Genomic DNA, 22,101 nt, shown 5'->3' with positions numbered 1-22,101 from the left:
GAATTACCGGAAGGTTAGATCAGCTCAACAATATGCTGCATCCGGCACGGATGCAGGTTGGGGGCGAGTGCATGTTTCGTAGGGATTATCTCGTGAGGCTAATTGAGGATATGACACAGATGATTGCCAAGGTGTTTTCGCTTAAGCAGGAGCGGAAGCACACAGAAGCGCTATGGGAGATTGATGAGCTCTTCAAACGGCAGTTCCGGTTGAATTCAGACCTGCTTCGCTCATTGTCCGCTGCCGATATTGAGCAGCTATTTCGCAGTCACGGTTATCTGGAAGCGGACAAGCTGCAAAGCGCCGCCAGGCTAATGGAAGAGGAAGCGTCCCTGCTGCTTGAGTTGGAGCGTGAAGAAGAAGCCGTTATGCTCTATACCAAGGTCTTTCAGCTATATTTGAAGTCGGCCCTGCAAGGAGCGGATTTGAAGCTGATCGGGTTGACGGAACGGATCGGTATGGTGAGAGAACGTTTAAGGTCGTATGCATGGCCAGAAACAGCGATGCGGGATTACTATGCGTATACGGAGCAGCAGGGGATGTACGCAGAAGCGGAGAACACCCTCTACCAACTGCTGGATAATGGCAAGATGGAATATGGCGAAGCTGTGCAGTTCTATCAAAGATTGCAGCTGAAGCTGCCTGAGGATTTGGCGAAGGGCGGGCTTCCGCTGGAGGAAGTCCATGAAGGAATGGATGAGCTTAAGCGTCGTTTTCCGCATGAAGCGGTGAACGGCGACAAGTCGTTGACCTAAGCGGGATTAACCTGTCTATCATATAAAGAAAGCGAGATGTACCTTTTGGATGCATTAAGAAAATTGATTCACAACATCATGGAAGAAGGATCATTGATCACGGCTACGCTAAGCCAGCTCCGCAAGCGGGAAGGCATGACCTACAGCAAAGTAACGGTTAAGCCCGTAGAGCTCAAGAACAAGCTGCACTATCAGTTTGCCTATTATTCCGGAACCAAAGTCACCCATCAGAACGTGCCGGCCGATGAGGCGGAGGCCGTGCTGGTTGACATGTTCGAGAATGTATTCCGGCAAGCGATGATGTATACGCCGGAAGCGGACTATCAGGTTCTGATCTCGAAGAAATACAAGGTTTCGATTCTGACCAAATCCCCCTCCAAGACAAAGACAGATTTGTCCCATAACCGGAAAAAGACATATATCCTTGAAGAGGGAGAGCCTGTTCCGTTTCTGGTGGAACTCGGCATCATGAGTGAAGAGGGCAAAGTATTTGCCCGCCGATACGATAAGTTCAAACAGATCAACCGGTTCCTGGAGATGGTTGAGGATGTGCTTCCCCACCTGCCGGAGGACCGTCCACTGACGATCGTTGATTTTGGCTGCGGCAAATCCTATCTGACCTTCGCTTTATATCACTATTTGGCGGTAACCGCGCGCAGAAAGCTGAATATTGTCGGTTTGGATCTCAAGGCGGATGTCATCGAACACTGCAGTATGCTGGCGAAAAAACTGAACTACACCCAATTGCAGTTTCTTGTCGGGGACATTGCGGAATATGACGAACTGGAGCAGGTGGATATGGTGGTCACGCTGCATGCATGCGATACGGCGACAGACGCTGCACTGGAAAAAGCGGTTCGTTGGGGCGCTTCAGTCATTCTGTCGGTCCCTTGCTGCCAGCATGAGCTGTTCTCCCAAGTCCAAAGCCCTGTTATGGAGCCGCTGCTGTCCCACGGTATATTGAAGGAACGCTTCTCGGCCCTTGCCACGGACGCCATTCGAGCCAAGCTCCTCGATCTGATGGGTTACAAGACGCAGCTGCTGGAGTTTATTGATATGGAACATACTCCGAAGAATATATTGATCCGGGCGGTTAGCGGTTCTGCGGGAGATCGGGATAAACTGTGGCAGGAATATACCGCGTTCCGCGATTTTTTAAGCGCCTCGCCATATCTGGAACGGGCGTGCAAGGACTTGCTGCCGGATACGTAAAATCACATCATGCGGATTCCGGAAAAAGCGATGAAAGTGCGACTGCATTTTCATCGCTTTTTTAGATAGTCAGAAAGTATAAACTTCGGGGGTCAAGCGGCCTTATAGCGCCGATGAGTTCCCCGCCGCTGCTTCAAGAATAACAACGTATGTCCTTGCCCACAATGCTAATAGATGGTTTGGCCACGAAGGACGGATGCCCTGTAAGGAGCAGCCGGGGATGAATGGTTATGCATCGGAACGGGGGCGCTGGTTCATGGCATGGAGGACCCTGCATCGTATTTGCGGGATGATGCTGATTGCACTTGTCTTTGTGGCAGGTATCCGGAGCGGGATGTTTTTTGACGGGGATGTCTATGGGGTCGGAGCAGGATTTGGGATGCTTCTGCTGCTTATGATGGCAGCTAAACGGCATGATGGAATCCAAGGCCGGGGAATTCCTGGCACGGGCACGATATTGGGCTTGGTTAATTTAGATAAAGGGTTGCGAGTGGTATTGGGGTGCATCTGCGGCATGATTCTCATGTACGTGCTTCATGGGATCGGGCGGCCGCTCTCACTGGAAGGCACGATGAAGGAGATCATCCTGTGGGGAAGTTATGCCTCTTTTACGGCTGTTGCCTGGCGTATAAGCCGTACAGGTGACGGCTTACGATTGATGCAAATAGGCTGGCATCTGTTGGGCGCTGTGCTGTGCGGCAGCGCTTTGCTTGCCGTATATGGGCTTTTGGAGCTGCCGTATGGGATCTATCATACGGCGGATGCGGACATCAGCGCGTCCGGCGCGAGGCTTGGCGGCCTGCTTCAGTACCCGAACACATTCGGGGCCGTGATGGCCGCCTTCCTGCTGGAGCGGCTGTTCGCGCTGCCGCCCGTCCTGCGGTCCCGGACGGGCACGCTCCGCGCAGCGGCTGCCCTGCTGCCGCTGCTGCCCTACACTGCCGCGCTGCTCCTGACGGAGTCGCGCGGCGCCTGGCTCGCGGCCGCACTCGCGTGCGCGGCCGGCTTCGCTAAGGAGCGGCGTGCCTTCGCGCCGCTCCTGGTGGCTGCCGCCGCGCCATTGGCGAGCGCGGCGCTGCTGTACCGCCAGCTGGCTGATGCCAAGCTGGCTCCAGCCGTACTGCCCGGCCTGCTGTGGCTGGCCGGGCTTTGGGCCGGCGGCGTCCTCGCCGGCCTGCTGCTGTGCCGCTGGCGGCACAGCGGGGGCCCGCGGCGGCGGTATGCCGCGCCAGGGGCCCTGGGAGCTGCGGCGCTGCTGGCTGCCGCAGCCGGAGCGTTGATCCTGCATCAGGTGCAGGATCGGACACTTGGCGGCGCGGCAACGCTGAGCGCGCGCCGCCTCCTATACAGCGACGCGTGGCAGCTGGCCCGGTCGTCGCTGTGGCTGGGACGGGGAGGGGAGACGTGGCGGCAGTCCTACCTTGCCATACAGTCCCAGCCCTATGTGGGTGCCGAGGTGCACAGCGGATATATGGATGTCCTGCTGAATACGGGAGTGATCGGGCTGCTGCTTGTCCTTGTTCTGGTTAGCTTTATGGTGGCAAGGCTTATAACTGTGAGCTCCCGGCTTATGCCCGCTGTCCTCGTGCTGATCGTGCACGCGACTGTGGATTTTGACTGGAGCTTTGGGCTGGTATGGCTGCTGCTGTTGTGGCTTACGGTAATGGGCTTCGCTACGACTCCTTCTGGTCAGGAAGTGCAAAACGGACCTCATACAACTCAAAGACACAAACGGTTCAAAATAGGGAGGAAGCGGCTAGCTGTTTATAAAACGAAGCGGGAATATCCGCCGTTACAGTCGCTGTCACTGCTCCGGGTTACGGCGATCATTCTGCTCGCGGGCTGGGTTCTTCTCGCTGCTGCGCTGGGCATCAGCGAGGTCAAAGAGCGAAGGGCCGCTTCGGAACCGCCGGGAGCGCAAACAGCGCTCCTCCAATCCTCGTTAAAGTGGAACCCCGCCAACACGGAGGCAGCATTGTGCCTGGCGGATTGGCTTCCCCCAAGCCAGCGAATCCCGCTGCTGAAGCGAAGTATGGTGTATGCACCGAATCACCCGGAGCTGAGCTGGAAGCTGGCAGAGGCTTACTCGCTCCGAGGCCAATCGGAAGAAGCGGCAGCTTGGTATCTAGCGGCCATCGATCAGGATCGGTTCAATGATGTCAAACAAACCCGAGCCGTGCTGAAGCTGGCTTCCCTCGCAGATTGGCACCGGACGGCAGGTGAATCCGTCAGATCGGTTAAAGCGGCCCGGACCGGGTTGAATATCTTGAAGCGCTATCGTTCCCTTGCGGCAAATCTTCATGAGATGGATTCTTATCGGAATGACCGGGAATTCGATCTGTCTATACTTGCGGTAAGGCAAACCACACGATTGGAAAAAACGTTGAATGGGGGAACACGAAAGCACGCGGCTAGGCAGCCTGAACAGGCAGATATCCCTTCCCGCCGCTAACGTGTGTAGCAGCCTATAGCGGCTTATCGCGTGCCTGCCCGTTCAGGATAGTTGCTAGTACAAGGAAGCGCAGTGTTATCCGCCGAAGGCATCCCGGAAGGCCGAGGCCAACTGACGTTCCGGAACCTCCCATAGCTCGGCCAGTTCGCCGCAGACTTCCTTTTCCCACCAGTCGCACAAAAGCTTCTTATTACTGTAGTTTTCGTGGATCCAGATCAAATTGCCGATCACCTTCCGGTAATACAATTCTTCGCCTTGCTTCAAGGATTCCGGAGGAAGGTACAGCTTGAGACGTTTGGTCGTGCGGTATAATTCTTTGCTGCAGGCCCGCCGTATACCGCGCGGGGAGGGGGGCTTGCTGCCCGGTTGTTTGGCATGGGGAGAATGCATGCGTAACTCACTCCTTTGCTTCACCATATGTCCCGAAACGGGCGAAAGTCACTGTGCCGCCTATAATTGGGCGCAGTAGAAGGCATGTCCTGAGCTGTGTTAGAATAGGCTAGTATAAGAAATCAACGCAGGAAGAAAGCGGGGGACAAGCGTGGAATTCTTATACGAGGCTGTAGCCAGGTTGTTTGAATGGATCCAGCAGCTGGGCTATTTTGGAATCATGATAGGTTTAATGGTGGAAGTCATTCCAAGCGAGATCGTACTTGCCTATGGCGGTTATCTGGTATCCCTAGGTGAAGTTAACTTTATCGGAGCCATGATTTTTGGCACTGTTGGCGGTGTGCTCGCACAGTTGTTTATTTATTGGATCGGCCGTTACGGAGGCAGGCCCTTTTTGGAGAAGTACGGGAAGTACATATTGATTAAGAAGAAGCATATCGATTACGCTGAAGAATGGTTCGGCAAGTATGGTACCGGCGTTATATTTACGGCACGGTTTGTACCGGTGGTACGGCATGCGATTTCCATACCGGCAGGCATATCCAAGATGCCTGTGGGAAGGTTTACGCTGTTGACCACCCTAGCCGTTATCCCATGGACGGCATTATTCTTATACCTCGGATTGCTTCTGGGCGATCAATGGGAGCATATTGACGAGAAGGCAGGGCCGTACGTGCAGGAAATTCTGCTGGGGGCATTGGCCGTCATGATTCTTTATTTTTTGATAAAATGGATAAAATCATCGAAAGCGAGGTCGAAATAACGAATGAGTATGAATATGGCAAATCATTTGGGGACAGGCATATCTCCACAGCAATTTATGGACGGCATGCAGAAGAACCAGGAGACGTTCAAGGCAGGATATGCACAGTTTGTCTGGGAGAGTGAAGAGGATAAAGAGTTTTTTGAAAGCCTCAATTTCAGGGATGATCTGCGGGTCCTCATTCTGGCAGCGGATTGGTGCGGCGATGTTGCGCGCAATATCCCTGTCGTATTTCGCGCGATGGAGACCGCGGGAATTGAGACGGAGGTGCTGATTATGGAAGAGAATCTGGACGTCATGGATCAGTTCCTGACCATGGGTGCCCGTTCCATTCCGGTTGTTATCATTTCGGATACCGGGGGACATGTTCTCGGCACGTGGGGACCGCGTCCGGCGCATGTTCAGAAGTTTATGATTGAGTTCAAGCAGAACAATCCGGATCGCGAAGCGTCGGACTATCAGGACAATCTTGCCGTCACGCGGCAAAGCATTCTTCAAGCCTACGGGGAAGGGTATGAGTTCCACGCTGCCATCATTAAGGAATTGCGTGAACTGATGTCAGGGTTCTAATCATGACACTTCATATTGAAACCTTTAATTTAGGACCGCTACAGACGAATGCGTATTTACTGACAGGACCTGTTGAAGGCAAAGCGATCATTATCGACCCTGGCATGAACCCAGGGCCGCTTGTGAAGCGAATAGCCGATTTGGAAATTGAAGCGATCCTGCTGACCCATGCGCATTTTGACCACATGGGGGGCGTTGAGGAGATCCGCAAGCTGAAGGGCTGTCCTGTTTACCTGCACACCCTGGAGAGTGAATGGCTGACCAATCCGAAGCTTAACGGCTCGATGATGTGGCCGCAGGTAACGGAACCGCTGTCCACCGAGCCGGCTGAGTACGATTTGGCGGATGGACTTGAGCTGCAGCTCATCGGACATACCTTCAGCGTCTTTCATACACCGGGACATTCCCCGGGAAGCGTAAGCTTCAAGTGTGGAAATGATCTGTTTTCCGGCGATGTGCTGTTCCGTCTCGGGGTTGGGCGAACGGACCTTCCTGGAGGCCGTGAACGTGATTTGATTGATTCCATTCAAAATACGCTGTATACCTTCCCGGATGAGGTCGTTGTGTATTCCGGCCATGGTCCTCGAACAACCATCGGTTATGAAAAGCAGCGGAATCCTTACGTTCCTGCCAGACGATAAGATAGCTTCCGACATAAATCGGGAAACTTTGTCTGGACAAACCTGGACAACATTGATACAATACGGTTAATTAATTGTTACCCTTGCGAAGCACGCAGACTGTGGAATTCATCCCGGTTTGCGTTCTTTTATTTTATGGGGAGTTTTTTGGCATGGACGTGATTAGGGGGAAGCGCCAGTGAGGAAAGATCATCTATCGCTGTTGAACGGGAGTGTTACAAGAAGCGAAGCGATTGATCGACAACCGGAGTTCCACCGGCAGATTCAGACGGAAATATCCTCAGTTGTCTGGGACAGGCTGGTGAAGGATGAAGGGATCGCGCAGCAGCCATGGCATCATCGGCTGCAGGTTATACGATTTAATCAATAGATCGACATGCGAACATGACACCCTCATCATGAACTGAATGGATTCTTTCTATTGGAGAGGGCAGCCGATTTTTAGTCGGCTGCTTTTTTTTGAGTTTTTTACAGATATCGATGAATTTCTTACCGTCATGATAGGTTTTAATAATTGATATCATTCGGTACAGGATAAATATAAAACTCCATTTGAACGATTGGCTGTTGTTAATCGTATTACGTTTGGAATGCGAAAGAAGGTGATGATTTTTTCATGATCCCTGATGAAGAGGGTTTGATACAACAAGCGCAATTAGGAGATGCAGCGGCTATGGCGCTGCTGTTCAAGCAGCATTATTCCTTTCTTTATAAATATTTGCTAAAAGTGACGATGGACCCGATGGTTGCAGAGGATACTGCACAGGATACCATTGTTCGATGCATGGAGAATATGAACCGTTATAACGGGACTTCATCCTTCTCCTCCTGGATGATTACCATTGCTACCCGGTTGTTCATCGATAGCACCCGGCGAAAGAAACGGGAGAAGAAATGGCTGGAGCAGGAGGCGGTTCAGTCGGCAAGGCGGATGCGCTGGCAGATGGAGCGGCGGGGAGAAGATTGGACGGATATGCTGAATGGATTATCCCGCTTATCTGAGGATCACCGGATTGCCATCCTGCTGAAGCATTATTACGGCTATAGCTATGATGAAATCGGAACGATGCTTGGTATTCCCGAAGGAACGGTGAAATCACGAACAGCCTACGGTATCAAACAGCTGCGAAAGGAGATGGGTGACGATGGTCAAAGGACCTGAGCATGAGGACGAAATATGGATTGAAGGATTTACCAGAGAAATGGAGCGGGTGGATCAATTGTTTGAGGATGCGCCATCCCCATCCCTGGAAGGATTGCATACGCTGGCCGTTCATACCTTGGAGCGCAAGCGGCGGCGGATGAAATACGAATTGCTGCTCTTTCTTCTGATTTCACTCTTTATCGTTGGTGGCGGATTGATGGCTGCATTGGCGGCGCCGAAGATCCTACTGTTTATTCACGGGTTCGGCATGGTTGCCGGGATTTCCGTTCTTGTATTTTCCAAGAGTCTGAGATCTGCCGGAAAGAAGGGGATCTGATGAATGAAGTTAACGAGAGTCCGCTGGGAGTGATCATCCTTGCCGTTGTGCTTGTGCTGATTCAAGGGACATGGCTTTTCTTGGATGCGAGGAAGCGGGGGCTTGGCAAGATGGCTTGGTTTTGGGGGATATGGGGGTCTACGACAATGCCGATGCCGCTGCTCTTTTACTGGATATTCGTCATCCACAAAGATGACCGCAAGTCTTAAGTTTCTTCATTATATACGGAACATGGGGGATTATTATGGAAATTAATTGGGGATTGATCTGGCCGATTCTTGCACTGCAAGCCATTCTCGCAGTAACGGGGCTGATATCTTTGTTTCGGGCAGAGCCAGCAAACATACGTGGACCGAGATGGGTATGGGTGTTGATTATACTGCTGGGTAACCTTCTTGGCAGCGTTGCTTATTTTGTTGCAGGGAGGCGGGAAGCTTGACGGAAAAAATTTTAAGCATTCATGAATTGACGAAAAGCATAGGAAGCATCACGCCGGTTAAGGGCATTTCATTTGAATTGCAGCGAGGAAGCTGTACGGCCCTGCTTGGTCCTAATGGTGCCGGCAAAACAACTACACTGCGGATGCTGGCCGGATTAATACCTCCAACCCGGGGTGAGATCCGATATGGTTCAGCCGATACCCAAACGAACGGCTGGCGTCACCGGATCGGTTACTTGCCTCAGTATCCGAAGTTTTACAGCTGGATGTCGGGCATGGAGTACTTGTCTTTCAGCGCCAAGCTGTCGGGATTATCCGGACGAGAGGCTAATAAGCGAAGTCGGGAAGTCATCGAAATGGTTGGCCTGGAGCAGGCGGCCAAACGCCGAATATCCGGTTACTCCGGCGGAATGAAGCAGCGGCTTGGCATTGCTCAAGCGCTGGTGCATAAGCCTGAGCTGATCATGCTGGACGAGCCGGTATCGGCGCTTGATCCGATCGGGCGTCGTGAGGTTATGGACCTGCTGGGCCGCTTGCGCGGGGAAGTCACCGTTCTGTTCTCAACCCATGTGCTTCACGATGCGGAGGAAATCTGCGATGACATGGTACTGATGGTAGACGGGGAAATTGCGGAGAAAGGCGCGCTTAGCGAACTTCGCACGAAATATCGCCAGCCGGTCCTATCAATTGAGGTTGAACCGGGGGAGCGGGAGGTTGCTTGGCTCGACAGTCTTGTGAACCGTCCTTATGTGCATGAGATCGAACTCGGCAAACGCGGCGCCAAGCTGATGGTGACGGATATGGATGTTGCACGGGCTGCTTTAATCAAGGAGCTTGCCGATGACGAAATCGAGCTGCTTCGTTTTGAAGCAGGCACGTCTTCGCTCGAGGATATGTTTATGAAGGTGGTGGGCTCATGAAGTCGTTCTGGATTTATTATCAAAAAGAAATGCTCGAGGCAAGCCGGACCTATAAATGGATTTGGGTGCCTGCAGTCTTCCTGCTTCTTGGCATTATGCAGCCGGTTTCCACCTATTATTTGCCGGATATCCTGACCATGGCCGGGGAATTGCCACCGGAAGCGGCGGCATTATTTACCGTCCCGTCCGCCGAGAATGTTATGGCATCAACCTTGAGCCAATTCAGCACCATCGGCCTACTGGTGCTTGTGCTGGCGGGAATGAACACGGTAGCAGGGGAGCGAGCCACCGGCACGGCTGAGCTTGTTCTCGCCCGTTCGGTATCCACGATTCCCATGATGTCTGCCAAATGGGCCGCCTTGATGACGCTGCTGGTCGTTTCTTTTGCGATTGGACTTGGCGGTGCTGCATATTACACGTATCAGCTCATCGGTCCTTTGGAATGGGGATCGGTTACCAGCGGCGGGGGCTTATATGCTGTATGGCTGGCCTGGATCGTAACGCTTGTGCTGCCCCTCGGTGCCGTCCTTCGCGGGCCGGCTGCGGCCTTCATCAGCTTGGCAGTTGCTGGCGTACTTTCGCTCTTATCCGGTTTGCTGCCCTCCCGCGTTCTATGGAGCCCGGGTCGTTTAAGCAGCATGGCCGCTGAGCGAATTCTTGGCGCAGGGAGCAGCGCGTGGTCACCGATACTCGTTGCCATGCTGATTATGGCGGTGTCGATTATCGTTGCCGCGAGGCTGCTTAGAAGGAGTCCGCTGTCCCCGCAATCCTAGTTTTCATGGGAGATTCAGGTTTTATCTGAATCACATGGACATCTCTATCTTTTTTTAGTAGACTATGAAGACAAGAAAAACGTCATCGACGTACGTTATCAGAAGAGAGACCGTATTTAGCGGAAGTTTTTCTTGCGAGATAAGGATGATAAGCCTCTTAAGTTTATATTTTCTTATCTCTTAAAAAAGGATAGACAACTCAGGAGGTAGACGATGCTGCGTTTAGGGGAAAAGATTACAATCGTTGCGGACGCCTTTGAGCAGAATCTTCCAATCGGTCAATACGGTTATATCATCGCCTATGACCGAAATCCGGACAATGCGTTCGATTACGTCATTCGGATTCCGAGCCTCAACCGTAATTTTTTTGTTCCGGCAGATGATGTCGAGCTGGAATCAATCGTGTTGAAGCAGGAAGCTGAGCGGGTCGAGCGGGAAGCGCTCATCGATTTCGCCCTGTCGACATATAATGAGAAGCTGTTTCATCAAGTGATGAACGGCGAGTTGGAAAGTGTTGAAGAGGAAGAAGAAACCAAGGAAGCAATATCCCAGGCGGATTTCATCAAACAAGTGAATCTTCGTGCTTGGATTTAGAAGAGTCGGCTGAGGCCGACTCTTTTTTGATGGAATGGAAAAGTAGCTCCGAAGCAGCAAGCATCAAGCTGTTTGGATTGAATCTTGCATGCTTCTACAATATAATGAGAAAAGTTGTCGTGACAGACTTTACCCCTTTAACTGGATAGGGGCATGAAGGAGGATGCAAAGCCATGAGCATTACCGATAAGGATGTTCAGCATGTAGCGAAGCTGGCCCGTTTGAATTTGACGCCTGAAGAAGAGCAGATGTTTACCGGCCAACTGAATGCGATTTTACAATATGCCGAGAAGTTAAATGAATTGGATACAGAAGGTGTTGAGCCGACTACACACGTGCTTCATCTCAGCAATGTCATGAGAGAAGACGAGGTACGCGAGAGCTTGCCTATCGAGAAGGTGCTGCTTAACGCACCGGATGAAGAAGACGATCAAATTAAAGTACCTGCTGTATTGGAATAGCCTGAAGGGAGGATACACACTTGAGTCTGTTTGATTACAAGTTAACGGAGATACATAATAAGCTGCAGAATAAGGAGCTTTCCGTAACCGATCTGGTTGACCAAGCTTTTACTCGTATTTCCGAACGTGAGGATCGGGTGAAGGCATTTATTACTTTGGACGAAGAAGGCGCTCGTTCATCCGCCAAGGCTTTGGATGAGAGGCTGGCTTCAGAGGGAACGCGCGGACTGTTGTTCGGGCTTCCTGTCGGAATCAAGGATAATATCGTGACAGAAGGACTTCGCACCACATGCGCTAGTCAGTTTTTGTCCAATTTCACACCGGTTTATGATGCAACGGTTGTCGGTAAGCTACGTGCAGCGGATACGGTGACAATCGGCAAGCTGAACATGGACGAGTTTGCAATGGGAGGCTCCAATGAGAATTCCAGCTTCTATCCCGTGCGCAACCCATGGGATTTAGAGCGGGTACCTGGCGGATCAAGCGGCGGCTCGGCTGCGGCCGTAGCTGCAGGTGAAGCCTACTTTGCACTGGGGTCGGATACAGGCGGCTCCATCAGGCAGCCTGCCTCTTATTGCGGTGTCGTGGGACTGAAACCAACCTATGGCCTCGTATCCCGGTTCGGCCTTGTTGCCTTTGCATCATCGCTGGATCAGATCGGACCTTTGACGAAAAATGTGGAAGATTCCGCTTATGTCCTGCAAGCCATTGCCGGTTACGATCCGATGGATTCGACATCTGCCAAAGTGGACGTGCCCGATTATCTGAGCGCATTATCCGGAGACGTTACCGGTCTTCGCATTGCTGTGCCTAAGGAATACCTGGGCGAGGGCGTTGACGCTGAAGTGAAGGAAACCGTCCTGAGCGCACTGAAGGTGCTCGAAGCGCTGGGCGCTACCTGGGATGAAGTTTCCCTCCCGCATACCGACTATGCGGTAGCAACATATTATTTGCTCGCTTCTTCGGAAGCCTCTTCGAACCTGGCACGCTTTGACGGCGTGCGCTATGGCGTTCGTTCCGACAATGCAGGCAGCCTGATCGACCTGTATCATGAGTCCCGCAGCCAAGGCTTCGGCGATGAGGTGAAACGCCGCATCATGCTGGGTACCTATGCGCTTAGCTCGGGTTATTACGACGCCTATTATTTGAAGGCACAGAAAGCCCGTACACTTATCAAGCAGGACTTCGATAAAGTATTCGAGCAATATGATGTCATCATCGGACCTACAGCTCCGACTACGGCTTTCAAGCTCGGAGCTCAGGTGGACGATCCGCTGACGATGTATTTGAATGATATCCTGACGATTCCTGTCAGCTTGGCAGGTGTGCCGGCAGTCAGTATTCCTTGCGGGTTCGCGGACGGACTGCCTGTAGGTATGCAAATTATCGGCAAAGCCTTTGATGAGTCGACCGTACTGCGCGTCGCGCATGCCTATGAGCAAAATACTGAACACCACAAACGGCGGCCTGAACTGTAAACCGGCGGCAGAGAAGGAGGGAAACAATCGATGTCTACATCAAAATATGAAACGGTTATCGGATTGGAAGTGCACGTAGAGCTGCATACGAATTCCAAAATATTTTGCGGCTGCTCCACTGCGTTTGGAGCCCCGCCGAACACACATACATGTCCCATCTGTCTGGGCCATCCCGGCGTGCTGCCTGTATTAAACCGCCAGGCTGTGGAATATGCCATGAAGGCTGCGATGGCGCTGAACTGCACCATCGGCGATGTCAGCAAATTTGACCGCAAGAACTACTTCTACCCGGATTCCCCGAAAGCATACCAGATTTCCCAATACGATCAGCCGATCGGTGAGAACGGCTGGATCGATATTGAGGTGGACGGAAAGACGAAGCGAATCGGGATAACCCGGCTCCATCTGGAGGAGGATGCCGGTAAACTCACGCACGTGGATGGCGGTTATGCCTCGCTGGTTGACTTTAACCGCGTAGGAACGCCGCTGGTTGAGATTGTGTCTGAGCCTGAGATCTCGACGCCGGAGGAAGCCAAAGCTTATCTGGAGAAAATGCGTGCGATTATGCAATACTGCGACGTATCGGACGTGAAGATGGAAGAGGGGTCGCTTCGCTGCGACGCTAACATCAGTCTTCGTCCATGGGGACAGAAGGAACTCGGCACGAAGGCCGAGCTGAAGAATATGAACTCCTTCCGCGGCGTACAGCGCGGCTTGGAATATGAGCAGTACCGGCAAACGGAAATTCTCGATGAGGGCGGCGTGATCGTACAGGAAACCCGCCGCTGGGACGAAGCGCAGGCAAAAACCTTCTCCATGCGCGGGAAGGAGCAGGCGCACGACTACCGTTATTTCCCAGACCCGGATCTGGTATCGGTGCATATTAGCGAAGAGTGGAAAGAGGCCGTTCGTGCAACGATTCCGGAGCTTCCGGATGCCCGTAAGGCACGTTATGCTTCGGAGTATGGATTGCCGGATTATGATGCTGCGGTCATCACGTCGTCCAAGCTGCTCGCCGACTTCTTCGAGGACAGCTTGAACTATACGAAGGATGCTAAATCCGTATCGAACTGGATCATGGGAGATTTGCTGGGTTATTTGAATTCGAACAATCTGGAGCTGTCTGAAGTGAAGATCACGGGCCAAGGCCTGGGCGAGATGATTGGATTGATCGAGAAGGGAACCATCAGCAGCAAAATCGCCAAAACCGTCTTCAAAGAGATGCTGGAGAGCGGCAAGCTGCCTGCGCAAATCGTCGAGGAGAAGGGCCTTGTCCAAATCAGCGATGAAGGAGCAATCAAGAGCATTGTCGAGCAGGTGGTTGCAAACAATCCGCAATCCGTGGAGGACTACAAGGCAGGTAAACAGAAAGCGATCGGCTTCCTGGTGGGTCAAGTGATGAAAGAGAGTAAGGGAAAAGCCAATCCTGCGCTGGCCAACAAACTGCTGGTAGAGGTGCTGAACGGATAATCAACGTGTATCCGCCATGTTCTTCGAATTGTTTTTTAGGTAATGGGAGCTTGCCCCGCATCAGGGGCAAGTTCCTTTTTAAGATATCGGAAAGTATAAACATCGGAGGGTCTGCTGCCTGATATCGCAAGAAAGACTACCGCTTAACGCGGTCTTTCTTCTTTTGAGCGCACGTCGATAGACGTTTTTCTTATAATAACTTGGTCAGGGGATGAATATATGATAAGAGCATTATCTTTGGAGGATAGGGATACCGTCCAGCAGATATGGAGTCTGCAGCACATGGCGTACCCTTTGGAAGCTGAATTAATCGGATTCTCGGAAATCCCTCCGCTGCAGGATACCTTCGATACGATCCGTTCGAGCGGGGAAACCTTTTTTGGTTATATTAATGAAGAAGGCGATCTTATCGGAGCAATCGCAGTCGAGCCGGAACAGGAGCAGGTCACCATATCACGAATGATGGTCCATCCGGGTCATTTTCGCAAAGGGATCGCCGGGACATTAATCCGCCACGTGTTGGAATCCTATAAGGAGGCGCCCATGTTCGTAGTCTCAACAGGGACGCGCAATACGCCTGCGGTAACCTTGTATGAGAAATTCGGGTTTGTTAAAAATCACGCTTTTGAGGTTGCTCCAGGTGTGGAATTGACCGAGTTCCATCTTCATATACAATGAATGATAAAGCATAAGCGACTGAAGCAGACGTGAGGGGAGTATCGTTCTTTTGAATAATCCTTGGGTGATAGATAATGTATCCATTTTATTAAGATTGCTGCTGGCTATGCTGCTTGGCGGCTTGATCGGTTTTGAACGGGAACGTTCGAACCATGCTGCAGGACTGCGCACGCATATATTGGTATGTTTGGGTTCTACGCTTATTATGCTGTTATCCATTTACGGTTTCTCCGATTTTGTAGACGAAATTAACGTTCGGATTGATCCAGCGCGCTTGGCAACGGCCGTCATTACAGGGATCGGTTTCTTGGGTGCCGGTACCATTCTGTTTACAGGTAAATCCATTACCGGACTAACCACTGCTGCGTCCATCTGGGTTGTGGGGGCCGTGGGGTTAGCGATTGGGGCCGGCTTTTATTTTGCTTCGATCGTATCGACGGTGTTAATTCTACTTAATCTGGTTGTCTTCAATAAGCTGGAGCAGCGTTACATCCGCGGCAGCAAACTGCATCTGATTACTGTCCACGCAGCGAATACGCCGAATATTTTGGATGACATATCCGCTGTTCTGGAGGAACAGGAATTCGTGATCAAGAAGCTTATCGTTAACGAACGAAGCGGTGCGGCATACGGGGAGCTGCAGCCTGCGGTATTAGGGCTCGAAATCTCGCTGCAGGTCTTGACCGATCGCAAATTCGAACCGATGGAGATCACCCGGCAGTTGCGGGGAATCGGCCATGTAACGATGGTAACGGCTGAATAGGGTAGGGAATGAAGCATAACAAACGGCTACTGCTGAACCACCGGCGGTGCCGTTTTTTTGTAGCTTTGCCAGCTTTCTGCGGACGGTCTATCCAGTTTTTTGCCAGTTACTTCAGCTCCTTGTTGGGGTACTATCAAAGAAAACATCGTAAAACAACGCCTGTCCCAGGATGTTTGGAAGGAGGCGAGAAGGTTATGAATCCAACACCCGAACCACAAACCCAAGTCAGCAAGAAGAAACGGCATCAGGTCCAGGTTAGGCGACACCCGGGGCTGCAGCGAAAAAAGCGTAAATTATACGCACTTCTATTAGCCGCTCTCATTCCGGGTCTGGGTCATTTGTACCTCGGTATGTACCGTAAGGGGATAACATTTATAATGTTGCTGCTGCTGGACATATCGGCGCTTTTATATTTTTCTTCCATTGGAATGCAGATCAATGTACCGCTGCTTGTCGTTCTGGGTCTTCTGATACCGGTGGGGTATTTTTATAACGTGTATGACGTGCTGCAGGCAGCGGAATATATTATTTCCCGAAAAAGACGCGGTGAGGCAGCGGCTGCTGCTTCCGAGGACGGATCAGGACGGAATCATCCGTTCCGGGGTGAGCGGGGAATCGCTTTTGGCCTCATGTTGGTTGTTACCGGGGCGCTGCTCATTTTGTTTCACCAGAAGCCGCCTTGGCTGCAGGCAGGAATCCGCGATTATGGTGCGGAAGCCTCTGCTATCATGCTGATCGTTATCGGGATATGGGCGGGGATCCGGGAAGCTCTCCGCCACCGAAGAGACAAGGGCAAATCCCTATAACGCATACAGTGGTACGGTGATAACCGATGAGGGGAGGAGACGGATGAAACATAAAATTAGAGTGGGACGATATACAGCCGCCTTGCTGCTTGTATGCACGGGCGTTTTATTGCTGTTGGACGAGTGGAGAGGCACGGATTATATATTTATGCTCCAGCGCTGGTGGCCGCTGTTGTTTATCCTGCTCGGCGTTGAATATATAGTCAGGTACACGCTGTCGCGTCTCTTGGGCAGACGCAAAGAATTTCGGTTTCGGCCTGACTTGAGGGGGATTCTGCTGGCAGTGGCTGTTACGGCCTCCGTATTCGTCATTTCCCAGCAGGAGCATTTTCTCCATCTCTGGAATCGGGTGAGCCTGAATTTGACGGCGGCGGGAGTGGATTACAGCGAAGCTGAAGGTAACCGGTTCGAGAAGCCGATACTGGAGATTCCCGTTGAACTTGAAACCGAGAAAATCATCGTCGATCACTTAAACGGGGACATCTCCATCACAAGGCAGGATGTAGACGATATCAAGGTGGAGACGGAAGTATGGGTCGATCAGGAGCAGCCCGGTTTAGCCGAAGCGATCGCCGAGCAGTCGACGATCGAAGTGGGGGAAGGCAAGACGATTACGATTCGGTCCAAGGGGAAGGCCTATGGAGAATCGGGTAAACGGCAGCCCCGTATGAATGTGAACATCGCGGTTCCGGATGATCGACGATTCAATTTTGAGATACGGACGATGAACGGTGCCATAACCCTAAACCGCGTGGAAGCGATTGAGAATATTTTGCTGGAGAGCGGTAACGGGCCCATTACGATGGATCGGATTTACGGAAATGTTACGGGCAAGACCTTAAATGGCGACATGACGGCGCGCGGCGTTACCGGTCATATTAAAATGTCGACTAACCGGGGGAATATGCTGGCCGTCGACATTACGGGCGAAACGGATTTGACCACGCAAGTGGGGAATATGACGGTAAAGCGAACGAACGATCATATCCGGGTTCAGACGAGAAACGGCAACATTCTGATCAGCGGGGCAGAGTCGCAATTAAGCGCTGAATCCCTCAATGGTGGAGTGGCTATACGGTCATCCCGCATTGGTGGCGATTGGAATGTGTATAGTGCGGTTGGTGAGATGAACCTTCACGTTCCGCTCGAGGGTGATTACAAGCTTGAAGGGACGATTAGCTATGGCAGAATTCTGACAACGCTGCCCAATCTTCTAATTGAACAGAAAACCATTTCCGGCGAATCCGGTACAGGCGAACATTCCATTCATATAGAGGGAAACAGTAATCTGAACATCTTCCGAAGCTATCCGGAACAGGAGGAAGGCCGGAACAGCGGGGGCTGGACGCCTCTGCCGGATTGACAACATTCCAAGAAACGCCGTACAATGAAGTCTAAGAACGTTATAGGTTTTGTAAAAACCAGTTAAACTTAAAGGCGGTGGGCAACCATGGGAACGTCCGTACAGCATGCGCTGGAACAACTGAAAACGACCGGTGTCCGTATCACGCCGCAACGTCATGCAATTTTAACGTATCTGGTGGAATCTATGGGCCATCCGACAGCGGATGATATTTATCGGGCTCTAGAACCTAATTTTCCTAGTATGAGCGTAGCCACAGTATACAACAATCTAAAAATGTTTATTGAAGCCGGCATGGTGCGTGAGCTGACCTACGGGGACAACTCGAGTCGTTTCGACGCTAACGTATCGGATCATCATCATGTCATATGCCAGAGTTGCGGTAAAATTGAAGATTTCAGCTATCCGTCCCTTGAAGATGTTGGAATACAAGCGGAGAAAAGCACCGGGTTTGAAGTAAAGGGACTACGAATGGAGCTGTATGGGCTCTGCAAGTCCTGCCAATAGACGCCGGTTGTTATAAATAAACGTGCGGAATGAACCATTCCACACGTTTTTATTTTTAAGGGCGCTATTCGGCGTCAAGGAGTTAGTAATGAGCGAGAGTGAAATGGGGGAGTAGTTTGGCAAGAAGAAGATATCGGGGAAAGAAGAGGCGCACGAGAGGGGGCTCTTTCTTTCTGGGGTTGTTGTTGATCGCGGCTGGCGCTTGGTGGGTTGTCACCACATTATTTCCGAACCAGACCTATACCGTGCCGGATTGGCGTGGAATGGACAAGCCGATTTTTGTTCAGGGAGAGCTAAAGGAACAGCCTGCCCGGGGCTCCGGCGAAGAGCTGCTGCTGCCGATAACGGTTATTCAGGAGAGCGTGGATGCCAACATTCGTTATGAGGAAGAAACAGAATCCGTCCTTGTAACGACTTCGGAATCCGTATTCCGCATGAAGATGGAGAGCACGAAGGGCGAGCTGAATGGCAAGGCGGTTACCATTCCCTACGCACCTAAGCTGATTGACGGCATTGCCTATGTTCCGATTAAGCCGCTCAAACAGCATTATGGCGTGACCGTTCACGAAGACTCGGCGACAGGCGCCATTATTCTGATGCGTGCGGGGGATTCGATTCAGCTTGCCGAAGCAGCACCCGGTAATCCTGAGGAAACCGTGGCTCTACGTGAGAGCGGGGAGAAGAAGTCTCCGATTGTACTGGACATGCCGGCCGGTGAGCGGCTTCGCGTATGGCGTGAAGAAGCGGGGCGGTTATTCGTTCAGGCAGATAACGGGTATACGGGATATGTTCCTAAAGAGCAGGTTAAACTAGGGGACGTAAAGGAAATTCCGATGCTTGCGCAGACTCCTTCGCGGGCCGAGCGGGAATGGAAGAACAAGTCGGTCAATCTGGCATGGGAAGCTGTTTATAACAAAAATCCAAGCACGGATAGCATTGGCGAACTGCCCGGTGTCAATGTGGTCAGCCCGACCTGGTTTAGCATTGTGGATGGTGAAGGCACGGTCAAATCTAAAGCCGTTAAGCAGTATGTAAGCTGGGCCCATAACAGGAACATGGAGGTTTGGGGTCTGATGGACAACAGCTTCGATCCGGATATGACAACCGAGGCGCTGTCTACTTTTGATAGAAGATCGCATATTATCGAGCAGATGCTGGCTTATGCCAAACAATATAAACTCGACGGAATCAATATCGACTTTGAAAATGTTCATACCAAAGATAAGGATCATGTCGTTCAGTTCGTCCGGGAGATGAAGCCGCTGGCCAAAGCCAGAGGGCTTATCGTTTCTATCGATGTTACGCCAAAATCGAACAGCGAGATGTGGTCGCTCTTTCTCGATCGGAAACGACTCGGAGAGACGGTTGATTACATGATGGTGATGGCTTATGACGAGCACTGGGCCGCGAGTCCGAAAGCGGGATCCGTATCCTCGCTGCCATGGGCCGAGCAGTCGGTAAGGCGAATCATGGAAGAGGACGCGGTACCGTCATCCAAGCTGGTGTTGGGCGTACCGCTATATACACGGGTCTGGACGGAAACAAGCGAAGCGGGAGAGACGAAGGTGTCCTCCAAAGCGATTGGAATGGAGAAGCTGCAGGCCTTGCTTAAGGAACAGAAGGTGAAAGGTACGCTTGATGCCGGTACAGGACAGAATTATGTCCAATTCACGGAGGGAGAATCCATCAAGAAAATATGGATGGAGGACGGCACTTCTCTGCAATCCCGAGTGAATATGGCCAAAAAGCTGAAGCTTGGCGGCATTGCTTCGTGGAACCGAAGTTTTGCCATTCCGGAAACCTGGCATGTTCTGAAGACGATACATGAATAAAGATTAGTAGGACTTATTTTCATATCATAATAAAGAACCCGGTTATCACGAGGATAACCGGGTTCTTTATATGTTTAAATCGTCTTACAGGTTGCAAATCCTATTGAGTAGCAGGTTTCTGCAAATCACTTTAGGATCTGGTCTGCTGGGCTTCAAGCTCTTCTGCTGTGATGTTGGCCTGACTTGGATCCAGTGTCAAAATCGTATGGCAGAACATGCAGCGGTCGGTTTTACCCAACATCTTGGTCAATTTATTGCATTCCGGACACTGAATTTGGACAGCACTTGTGGATAGCATACCCGCCCAAAAGTAAATGCCGAGACTCCCCAGCATCATAATCAGGCCAAACACCAATCCGATTCCGGCAAATATTTTGCCTGCTTGGCCGAAGAATACGATTCCGGCTGTACCAAGCACCATAAGGCCCATACCCAGCATCGTCAGCAGCAATCCCCAAGTGCGGAAGGCGTTGATTTTTGCGTTCTTAAAGATCATGGCTCGAAAACTCCTGTCATTCAAATAGTTGTTTATGAAATAACGTGAACCGAGAAATGAAATCTTATATATTCGTTTATCGCCTTCATAAGATCTTATCTCCTAAAAGAAGGAACTTACATGGACATGTAGAATTACATTATAACTGAAATGGCTGAAATTCGCCAAGGAATGTATGGAGGGAAACGTGGAATTAACCAACTTTTCTTTTTACTATGGAAATACGGTTGATGAGGATGCTGTAGGGGCGATAGCATACCGTAATTCGGACAAAAGGCAGCAAGGATTGCTTGTTTACGATTTTGAGGTCAATATTGTTGTCGTGTATGACGGAACACCTGATGAGCCTCCCATCCAGCATTCTATTGTAGGCGGGGAACGCTGCCAGGTGATAAGCATCGGGCTGGACGATTTGCATCGGGAACTCCTGAGCGGCACACATAAAGTATTGATCAAATGCTTCCTAGAAGGAGATATCATAAAAGACGACCAAGATCGCCTGTCCAATCTGCGCCGTGATTTCCTCAGGTTTGCTGAACCGTTCCGGGAGCAAAAATTGTTTATTGGATTTGCCCACTTCTTACAAAAGTATATGGATGCCAAGATGCTCTTGAAGGAAGAGCGTGGCCTGGATGCTTACCATACTCTATTAGAAGGTCTGCATCATTGGGGACAGCTTGAACTGATCGAGCGGGGAATTCATCCGGAATCAGCTGTTTGGGAGCAGATTACAGGATTGAACACACCCGTCCGCAAATTATATGAAGAACTTACGGTCAGTACGGAAACGCTCGGCCAGCGAGTGGAGCTGGCCCTGCTGGCCTATGAATTCTCCATGATATCCAAGCTGGAGAGCTCAGCAGCGCTGCTGCTCCGCGTTTTAAGAAGCCGGCGGAATCCCTGGACGATACAGGAGCTTATTCTCCACCCTGAGCTGGCACCTGTATCCAAGGAGCTGCCGATCGTGATGCGCAAGCTGGTCTATCAATCGCTTGTGAAGGAAGTTCCGATGTGGAGAGGAGTTCGGTCTTACGGAACAGAAGCCATCCGGTACTACACCGACTAAGGAAGGACGCGAGTCCTCCTCAGATTGTCGAGAAACCCTGTACTTTTTTCAAAGTACAGGGTTTCTCCCTTTCTAAGTAGTCACTTCAAGAGGGGAAATGGGGGGATTACCCCCTGTTTTCCAGGCGATCCAGATGGATCGCCATCTTCTTCATGTTTTGCATGGCTGCTGTCATCAGAGCTTGTTCCCTG

27 protein-coding genes (1 of these 27 only partly in view) are annotated in these 22,101 nt (G+C 51.3%); 24 read left to right on the top strand and 3 right to left on the bottom strand.

Annotation, left to right across the window (positions count from 1 at the left end):
• Positions 1-71: 71 nt before the first annotated feature.
• From AC0VZ8_RS29210 to AC0VZ8_RS29200, 3 genes are all read left to right on the top strand, one after another.
• Positions 72-755, top strand: a complete 684-nt coding sequence (locus AC0VZ8_RS29210) for a DUF6483 family protein (protein ID WP_071219721.1) — start codon at positions 72-74, stop codon at positions 753-755.
• A gap of 36 nt (positions 756-791) precedes the next feature.
• A complete protein-coding gene (locus AC0VZ8_RS29205) occupies positions 792-1,967 on the top strand; it encodes a class I SAM-dependent methyltransferase (RefSeq protein WP_194544580.1) in 1,176 nt (391 codons plus the stop codon).
• A gap of 220 nt (positions 1,968-2,187) precedes the next feature.
• Positions 2,188-4,419, top strand: coding sequence for an O-antigen ligase family protein (locus AC0VZ8_RS29200; RefSeq protein ID WP_475485229.1), 2,232 nt, complete (start codon positions 2,188-2,190; stop codon positions 4,417-4,419).
• Positions 4,420-4,494: 75 nt separating this feature from the next.
• On the opposite strand, the gene AC0VZ8_RS29195 is transcribed toward AC0VZ8_RS29200, so the two are convergent.
• On the bottom strand, positions 4,495-4,809 hold the full coding sequence (locus tag AC0VZ8_RS29195) for a hypothetical protein (RefSeq protein ID WP_071219599.1): 315 nt from the start codon (positions 4,807-4,809) through the stop codon (positions 4,495-4,497).
• A gap of 151 nt (positions 4,810-4,960) precedes the next feature.
• Between AC0VZ8_RS29195 and uptA the strand changes: the two genes are divergently transcribed.
• The 20 genes from uptA to AC0VZ8_RS29095 all read left to right on the top strand — a co-directional run bounded on the left by uptA (position 4,961) and on the right by AC0VZ8_RS29095 (position 20,348).
• The gene (uptA, locus tag AC0VZ8_RS29190; protein WP_071219598.1) at positions 4,961-5,572 is read left to right on the top strand and encodes an undecaprenyl phosphate transporter UptA; all 612 of its coding nucleotides are present in this window, start codon (positions 4,961-4,963) and stop codon (positions 5,570-5,572) included.
• A 3-nt stretch (positions 5,573-5,575) separates the two neighbouring features.
• On the top strand, positions 5,576-6,142 hold the full coding sequence (locus tag AC0VZ8_RS29185; RefSeq protein WP_260069632.1) for a thioredoxin family protein: 567 nt from the start codon (positions 5,576-5,578) through the stop codon (positions 6,140-6,142).
• Between the two features lie 2 nt (positions 6,143-6,144).
• Positions 6,145-6,783: an MBL fold metallo-hydrolase gene (locus AC0VZ8_RS29180; RefSeq protein ID WP_475485228.1), complete on the top strand. Its 639-nt coding sequence runs from the start codon at positions 6,145-6,147 to the stop codon at positions 6,781-6,783.
• A 178-nt stretch (positions 6,784-6,961) separates the two neighbouring features.
• Entirely contained in the window at positions 6,962-7,153 is a 192-nt protein-coding gene (locus AC0VZ8_RS29175) for a hypothetical protein (protein WP_071219595.1), read from the top strand.
• Positions 7,154-7,399: 246 nt separating this feature from the next.
• Complete coding sequence (gene sigY / locus AC0VZ8_RS29170) at positions 7,400-7,945, top strand: RNA polymerase sigma factor SigY (RefSeq protein ID WP_194544576.1); 546 nt, start codon at positions 7,400-7,402, stop codon at positions 7,943-7,945.
• A complete protein-coding gene (locus tag AC0VZ8_RS29165; protein WP_475485227.1) occupies positions 7,929-8,264 on the top strand; it encodes a YxlC family protein in 336 nt (111 codons plus the stop codon). Before sigY ends, AC0VZ8_RS29165 begins: the two co-directional genes overlap by 17 nt.
• Positions 8,264-8,473, top strand: coding sequence for a hypothetical protein (locus tag AC0VZ8_RS29160; protein ID WP_071219592.1), 210 nt, complete (start codon positions 8,264-8,266; stop codon positions 8,471-8,473). The genes AC0VZ8_RS29165 and AC0VZ8_RS29160 overlap by 1 nt, the downstream gene beginning before the upstream one ends.
• A gap of 35 nt (positions 8,474-8,508) precedes the next feature.
• Complete coding sequence (locus AC0VZ8_RS29155) at positions 8,509-8,703, top strand: PLDc N-terminal domain-containing protein (protein WP_071219591.1); 195 nt, start codon at positions 8,509-8,511, stop codon at positions 8,701-8,703.
• A complete protein-coding gene (locus AC0VZ8_RS29150) occupies positions 8,700-9,623 on the top strand; it encodes an ABC transporter ATP-binding protein (protein WP_071219590.1) in 924 nt (307 codons plus the stop codon). Before AC0VZ8_RS29155 ends, AC0VZ8_RS29150 begins: the two co-directional genes overlap by 4 nt.
• Positions 9,620-10,396, top strand: coding sequence for an ABC transporter permease subunit (locus AC0VZ8_RS29145; RefSeq protein ID WP_071219589.1), 777 nt, complete (start codon positions 9,620-9,622; stop codon positions 10,394-10,396). The genes AC0VZ8_RS29150 and AC0VZ8_RS29145 overlap by 4 nt, the downstream gene beginning before the upstream one ends.
• A gap of 213 nt (positions 10,397-10,609) precedes the next feature.
• Entirely contained in the window at positions 10,610-10,990 is a 381-nt protein-coding gene (locus AC0VZ8_RS29140) for an ATPase (protein WP_071219588.1), read from the top strand.
• Between the two features lie 173 nt (positions 10,991-11,163).
• Entirely contained in the window at positions 11,164-11,451 is a 288-nt protein-coding gene (gene gatC, locus AC0VZ8_RS29135) for an Asp-tRNA(Asn)/Glu-tRNA(Gln) amidotransferase subunit GatC (RefSeq protein ID WP_071219587.1), read from the top strand.
• 20 nt (positions 11,452-11,471) lie between these two features.
• Entirely contained in the window at positions 11,472-12,929 is a 1,458-nt protein-coding gene (gene gatA, locus AC0VZ8_RS29130; RefSeq protein ID WP_475485226.1) for an Asp-tRNA(Asn)/Glu-tRNA(Gln) amidotransferase subunit GatA, read from the top strand.
• 30 nt (positions 12,930-12,959) lie between these two features.
• Complete coding sequence (gene gatB, locus AC0VZ8_RS29125) at positions 12,960-14,399, top strand: Asp-tRNA(Asn)/Glu-tRNA(Gln) amidotransferase subunit GatB (protein WP_071219585.1); 1,440 nt, start codon at positions 12,960-12,962, stop codon at positions 14,397-14,399.
• A 219-nt stretch (positions 14,400-14,618) separates the two neighbouring features.
• Positions 14,619-15,077, top strand: coding sequence for a GNAT family N-acetyltransferase (locus AC0VZ8_RS29120; RefSeq protein WP_071219584.1), 459 nt, complete (start codon positions 14,619-14,621; stop codon positions 15,075-15,077).
• Positions 15,078-15,126: 49 nt separating this feature from the next.
• The gene (locus AC0VZ8_RS29115; protein WP_071219583.1) at positions 15,127-15,840 is read left to right on the top strand and encodes an MgtC/SapB family protein; all 714 of its coding nucleotides are present in this window, start codon (positions 15,127-15,129) and stop codon (positions 15,838-15,840) included.
• Positions 15,841-16,034: 194 nt separating this feature from the next.
• Complete coding sequence (locus AC0VZ8_RS29110; RefSeq protein ID WP_071219582.1) at positions 16,035-16,646, top strand: hypothetical protein; 612 nt, start codon at positions 16,035-16,037, stop codon at positions 16,644-16,646.
• Between the two features lie 43 nt (positions 16,647-16,689).
• Complete coding sequence (locus tag AC0VZ8_RS29105; protein WP_071219581.1) at positions 16,690-18,009, top strand: DUF4097 family beta strand repeat-containing protein; 1,320 nt, start codon at positions 16,690-16,692, stop codon at positions 18,007-18,009.
• 87 nt (positions 18,010-18,096) lie between these two features.
• On the top strand, positions 18,097-18,516 hold the full coding sequence (perR, locus tag AC0VZ8_RS29100; protein WP_071219580.1) for a peroxide-responsive transcriptional repressor PerR: 420 nt from the start codon (positions 18,097-18,099) through the stop codon (positions 18,514-18,516).
• Between the two features lie 116 nt (positions 18,517-18,632).
• A complete protein-coding gene (locus AC0VZ8_RS29095) occupies positions 18,633-20,348 on the top strand; it encodes a glycosyl hydrolase family 18 protein (protein WP_475485225.1) in 1,716 nt (571 codons plus the stop codon).
• A 130-nt stretch (positions 20,349-20,478) separates the two neighbouring features.
• Here AC0VZ8_RS29095 and AC0VZ8_RS29090 read toward each other — a convergent pair whose 3' ends face one another.
• Positions 20,479-20,844 (bottom strand): YgzB family protein, encoded by a 366-nt coding sequence (locus AC0VZ8_RS29090; RefSeq protein ID WP_071219578.1) that lies wholly within the window; start codon positions 20,842-20,844, stop codon positions 20,479-20,481.
• A gap of 187 nt (positions 20,845-21,031) precedes the next feature.
• On the opposite strand from AC0VZ8_RS29090, the gene AC0VZ8_RS29085 reads away from it, so the two are divergent.
• Positions 21,032-21,910: a nucleotidyltransferase-like protein gene (locus tag AC0VZ8_RS29085; protein WP_220683897.1), complete on the top strand. Its 879-nt coding sequence runs from the start codon at positions 21,032-21,034 to the stop codon at positions 21,908-21,910.
• Positions 21,911-22,016: 106 nt separating this feature from the next.
• Here AC0VZ8_RS29085 and AC0VZ8_RS29080 read toward each other — a convergent pair.
• Positions 22,017-22,101 (bottom strand): IS1182 family transposase gene (locus AC0VZ8_RS29080; RefSeq protein ID WP_475485224.1); it runs 1,276 nt beyond the window's last position. Within the gene, positions 22,017-22,101 belong to an annotated coding region that runs on past the window's edge; the region does not span the whole gene.

The organism is Paenibacillus sp. QJM3NY_38 (assembly GCF_056173265.1).
This window is presented reverse-complemented; position numbering and strand designations above follow the sequence as displayed.

Coding starts and splice junctions, on each gene's coding strand:
- AC0VZ8_RS29090 (WP_071219578.1), bottom strand. CDS start 20,844: ATGATCTTTAAGAACGCAAAAATCAACGCCTTCCGCACTTGGGGATTG.
- AC0VZ8_RS29105 (WP_071219581.1), top strand. CDS start 16,690: ATGAAACATAAAATTAGAGTGGGACGATATACAGCCGCCTTGCTGCTT.
- AC0VZ8_RS29195 (WP_071219599.1), bottom strand. CDS start 4,809: ATGCATTCTCCCCATGCCAAACAACCGGGCAGCAAGCCCCCCTCCCCG.
- AC0VZ8_RS29140 (WP_071219588.1), top strand. CDS start 10,610: ATGCTGCGTTTAGGGGAAAAGATTACAATCGTTGCGGACGCCTTTGAG.
- gatC (WP_071219587.1), top strand. CDS start 11,164: ATGAGCATTACCGATAAGGATGTTCAGCATGTAGCGAAGCTGGCCCGT.
- AC0VZ8_RS29160 (WP_071219592.1), top strand. CDS start 8,264: ATGAATGAAGTTAACGAGAGTCCGCTGGGAGTGATCATCCTTGCCGTT.
- AC0VZ8_RS29145 (WP_071219589.1), top strand. CDS start 9,620: ATGAAGTCGTTCTGGATTTATTATCAAAAAGAAATGCTCGAGGCAAGC.
- AC0VZ8_RS29110 (WP_071219582.1), top strand. CDS start 16,035: ATGAATCCAACACCCGAACCACAAACCCAAGTCAGCAAGAAGAAACGG.
- AC0VZ8_RS29210 (WP_071219721.1), top strand. CDS start 72: ATGTTTCGTAGGGATTATCTCGTGAGGCTAATTGAGGATATGACACAG.
- AC0VZ8_RS29200 (WP_475485229.1), top strand. CDS start 2,188: ATGAATGGTTATGCATCGGAACGGGGGCGCTGGTTCATGGCATGGAGG.
- AC0VZ8_RS29165 (WP_475485227.1), top strand. CDS start 7,929: ATGGTCAAAGGACCTGAGCATGAGGACGAAATATGGATTGAAGGATTT.
- AC0VZ8_RS29120 (WP_071219584.1), top strand. CDS start 14,619: ATGATAAGAGCATTATCTTTGGAGGATAGGGATACCGTCCAGCAGATA.
- AC0VZ8_RS29185 (WP_260069632.1), top strand. CDS start 5,576: ATGAGTATGAATATGGCAAATCATTTGGGGACAGGCATATCTCCACAG.
- perR (WP_071219580.1), top strand. CDS start 18,097: ATGGGAACGTCCGTACAGCATGCGCTGGAACAACTGAAAACGACCGGT.
- AC0VZ8_RS29180 (WP_475485228.1), top strand. CDS start 6,145: ATGACACTTCATATTGAAACCTTTAATTTAGGACCGCTACAGACGAAT.
- AC0VZ8_RS29155 (WP_071219591.1), top strand. CDS start 8,509: ATGGAAATTAATTGGGGATTGATCTGGCCGATTCTTGCACTGCAAGCC.
- AC0VZ8_RS29205 (WP_194544580.1), top strand. CDS start 792: ATGTACCTTTTGGATGCATTAAGAAAATTGATTCACAACATCATGGAA.
- sigY (WP_194544576.1), top strand. CDS start 7,400: ATGATCCCTGATGAAGAGGGTTTGATACAACAAGCGCAATTAGGAGAT.
- gatB (WP_071219585.1), top strand. CDS start 12,960: ATGTCTACATCAAAATATGAAACGGTTATCGGATTGGAAGTGCACGTA.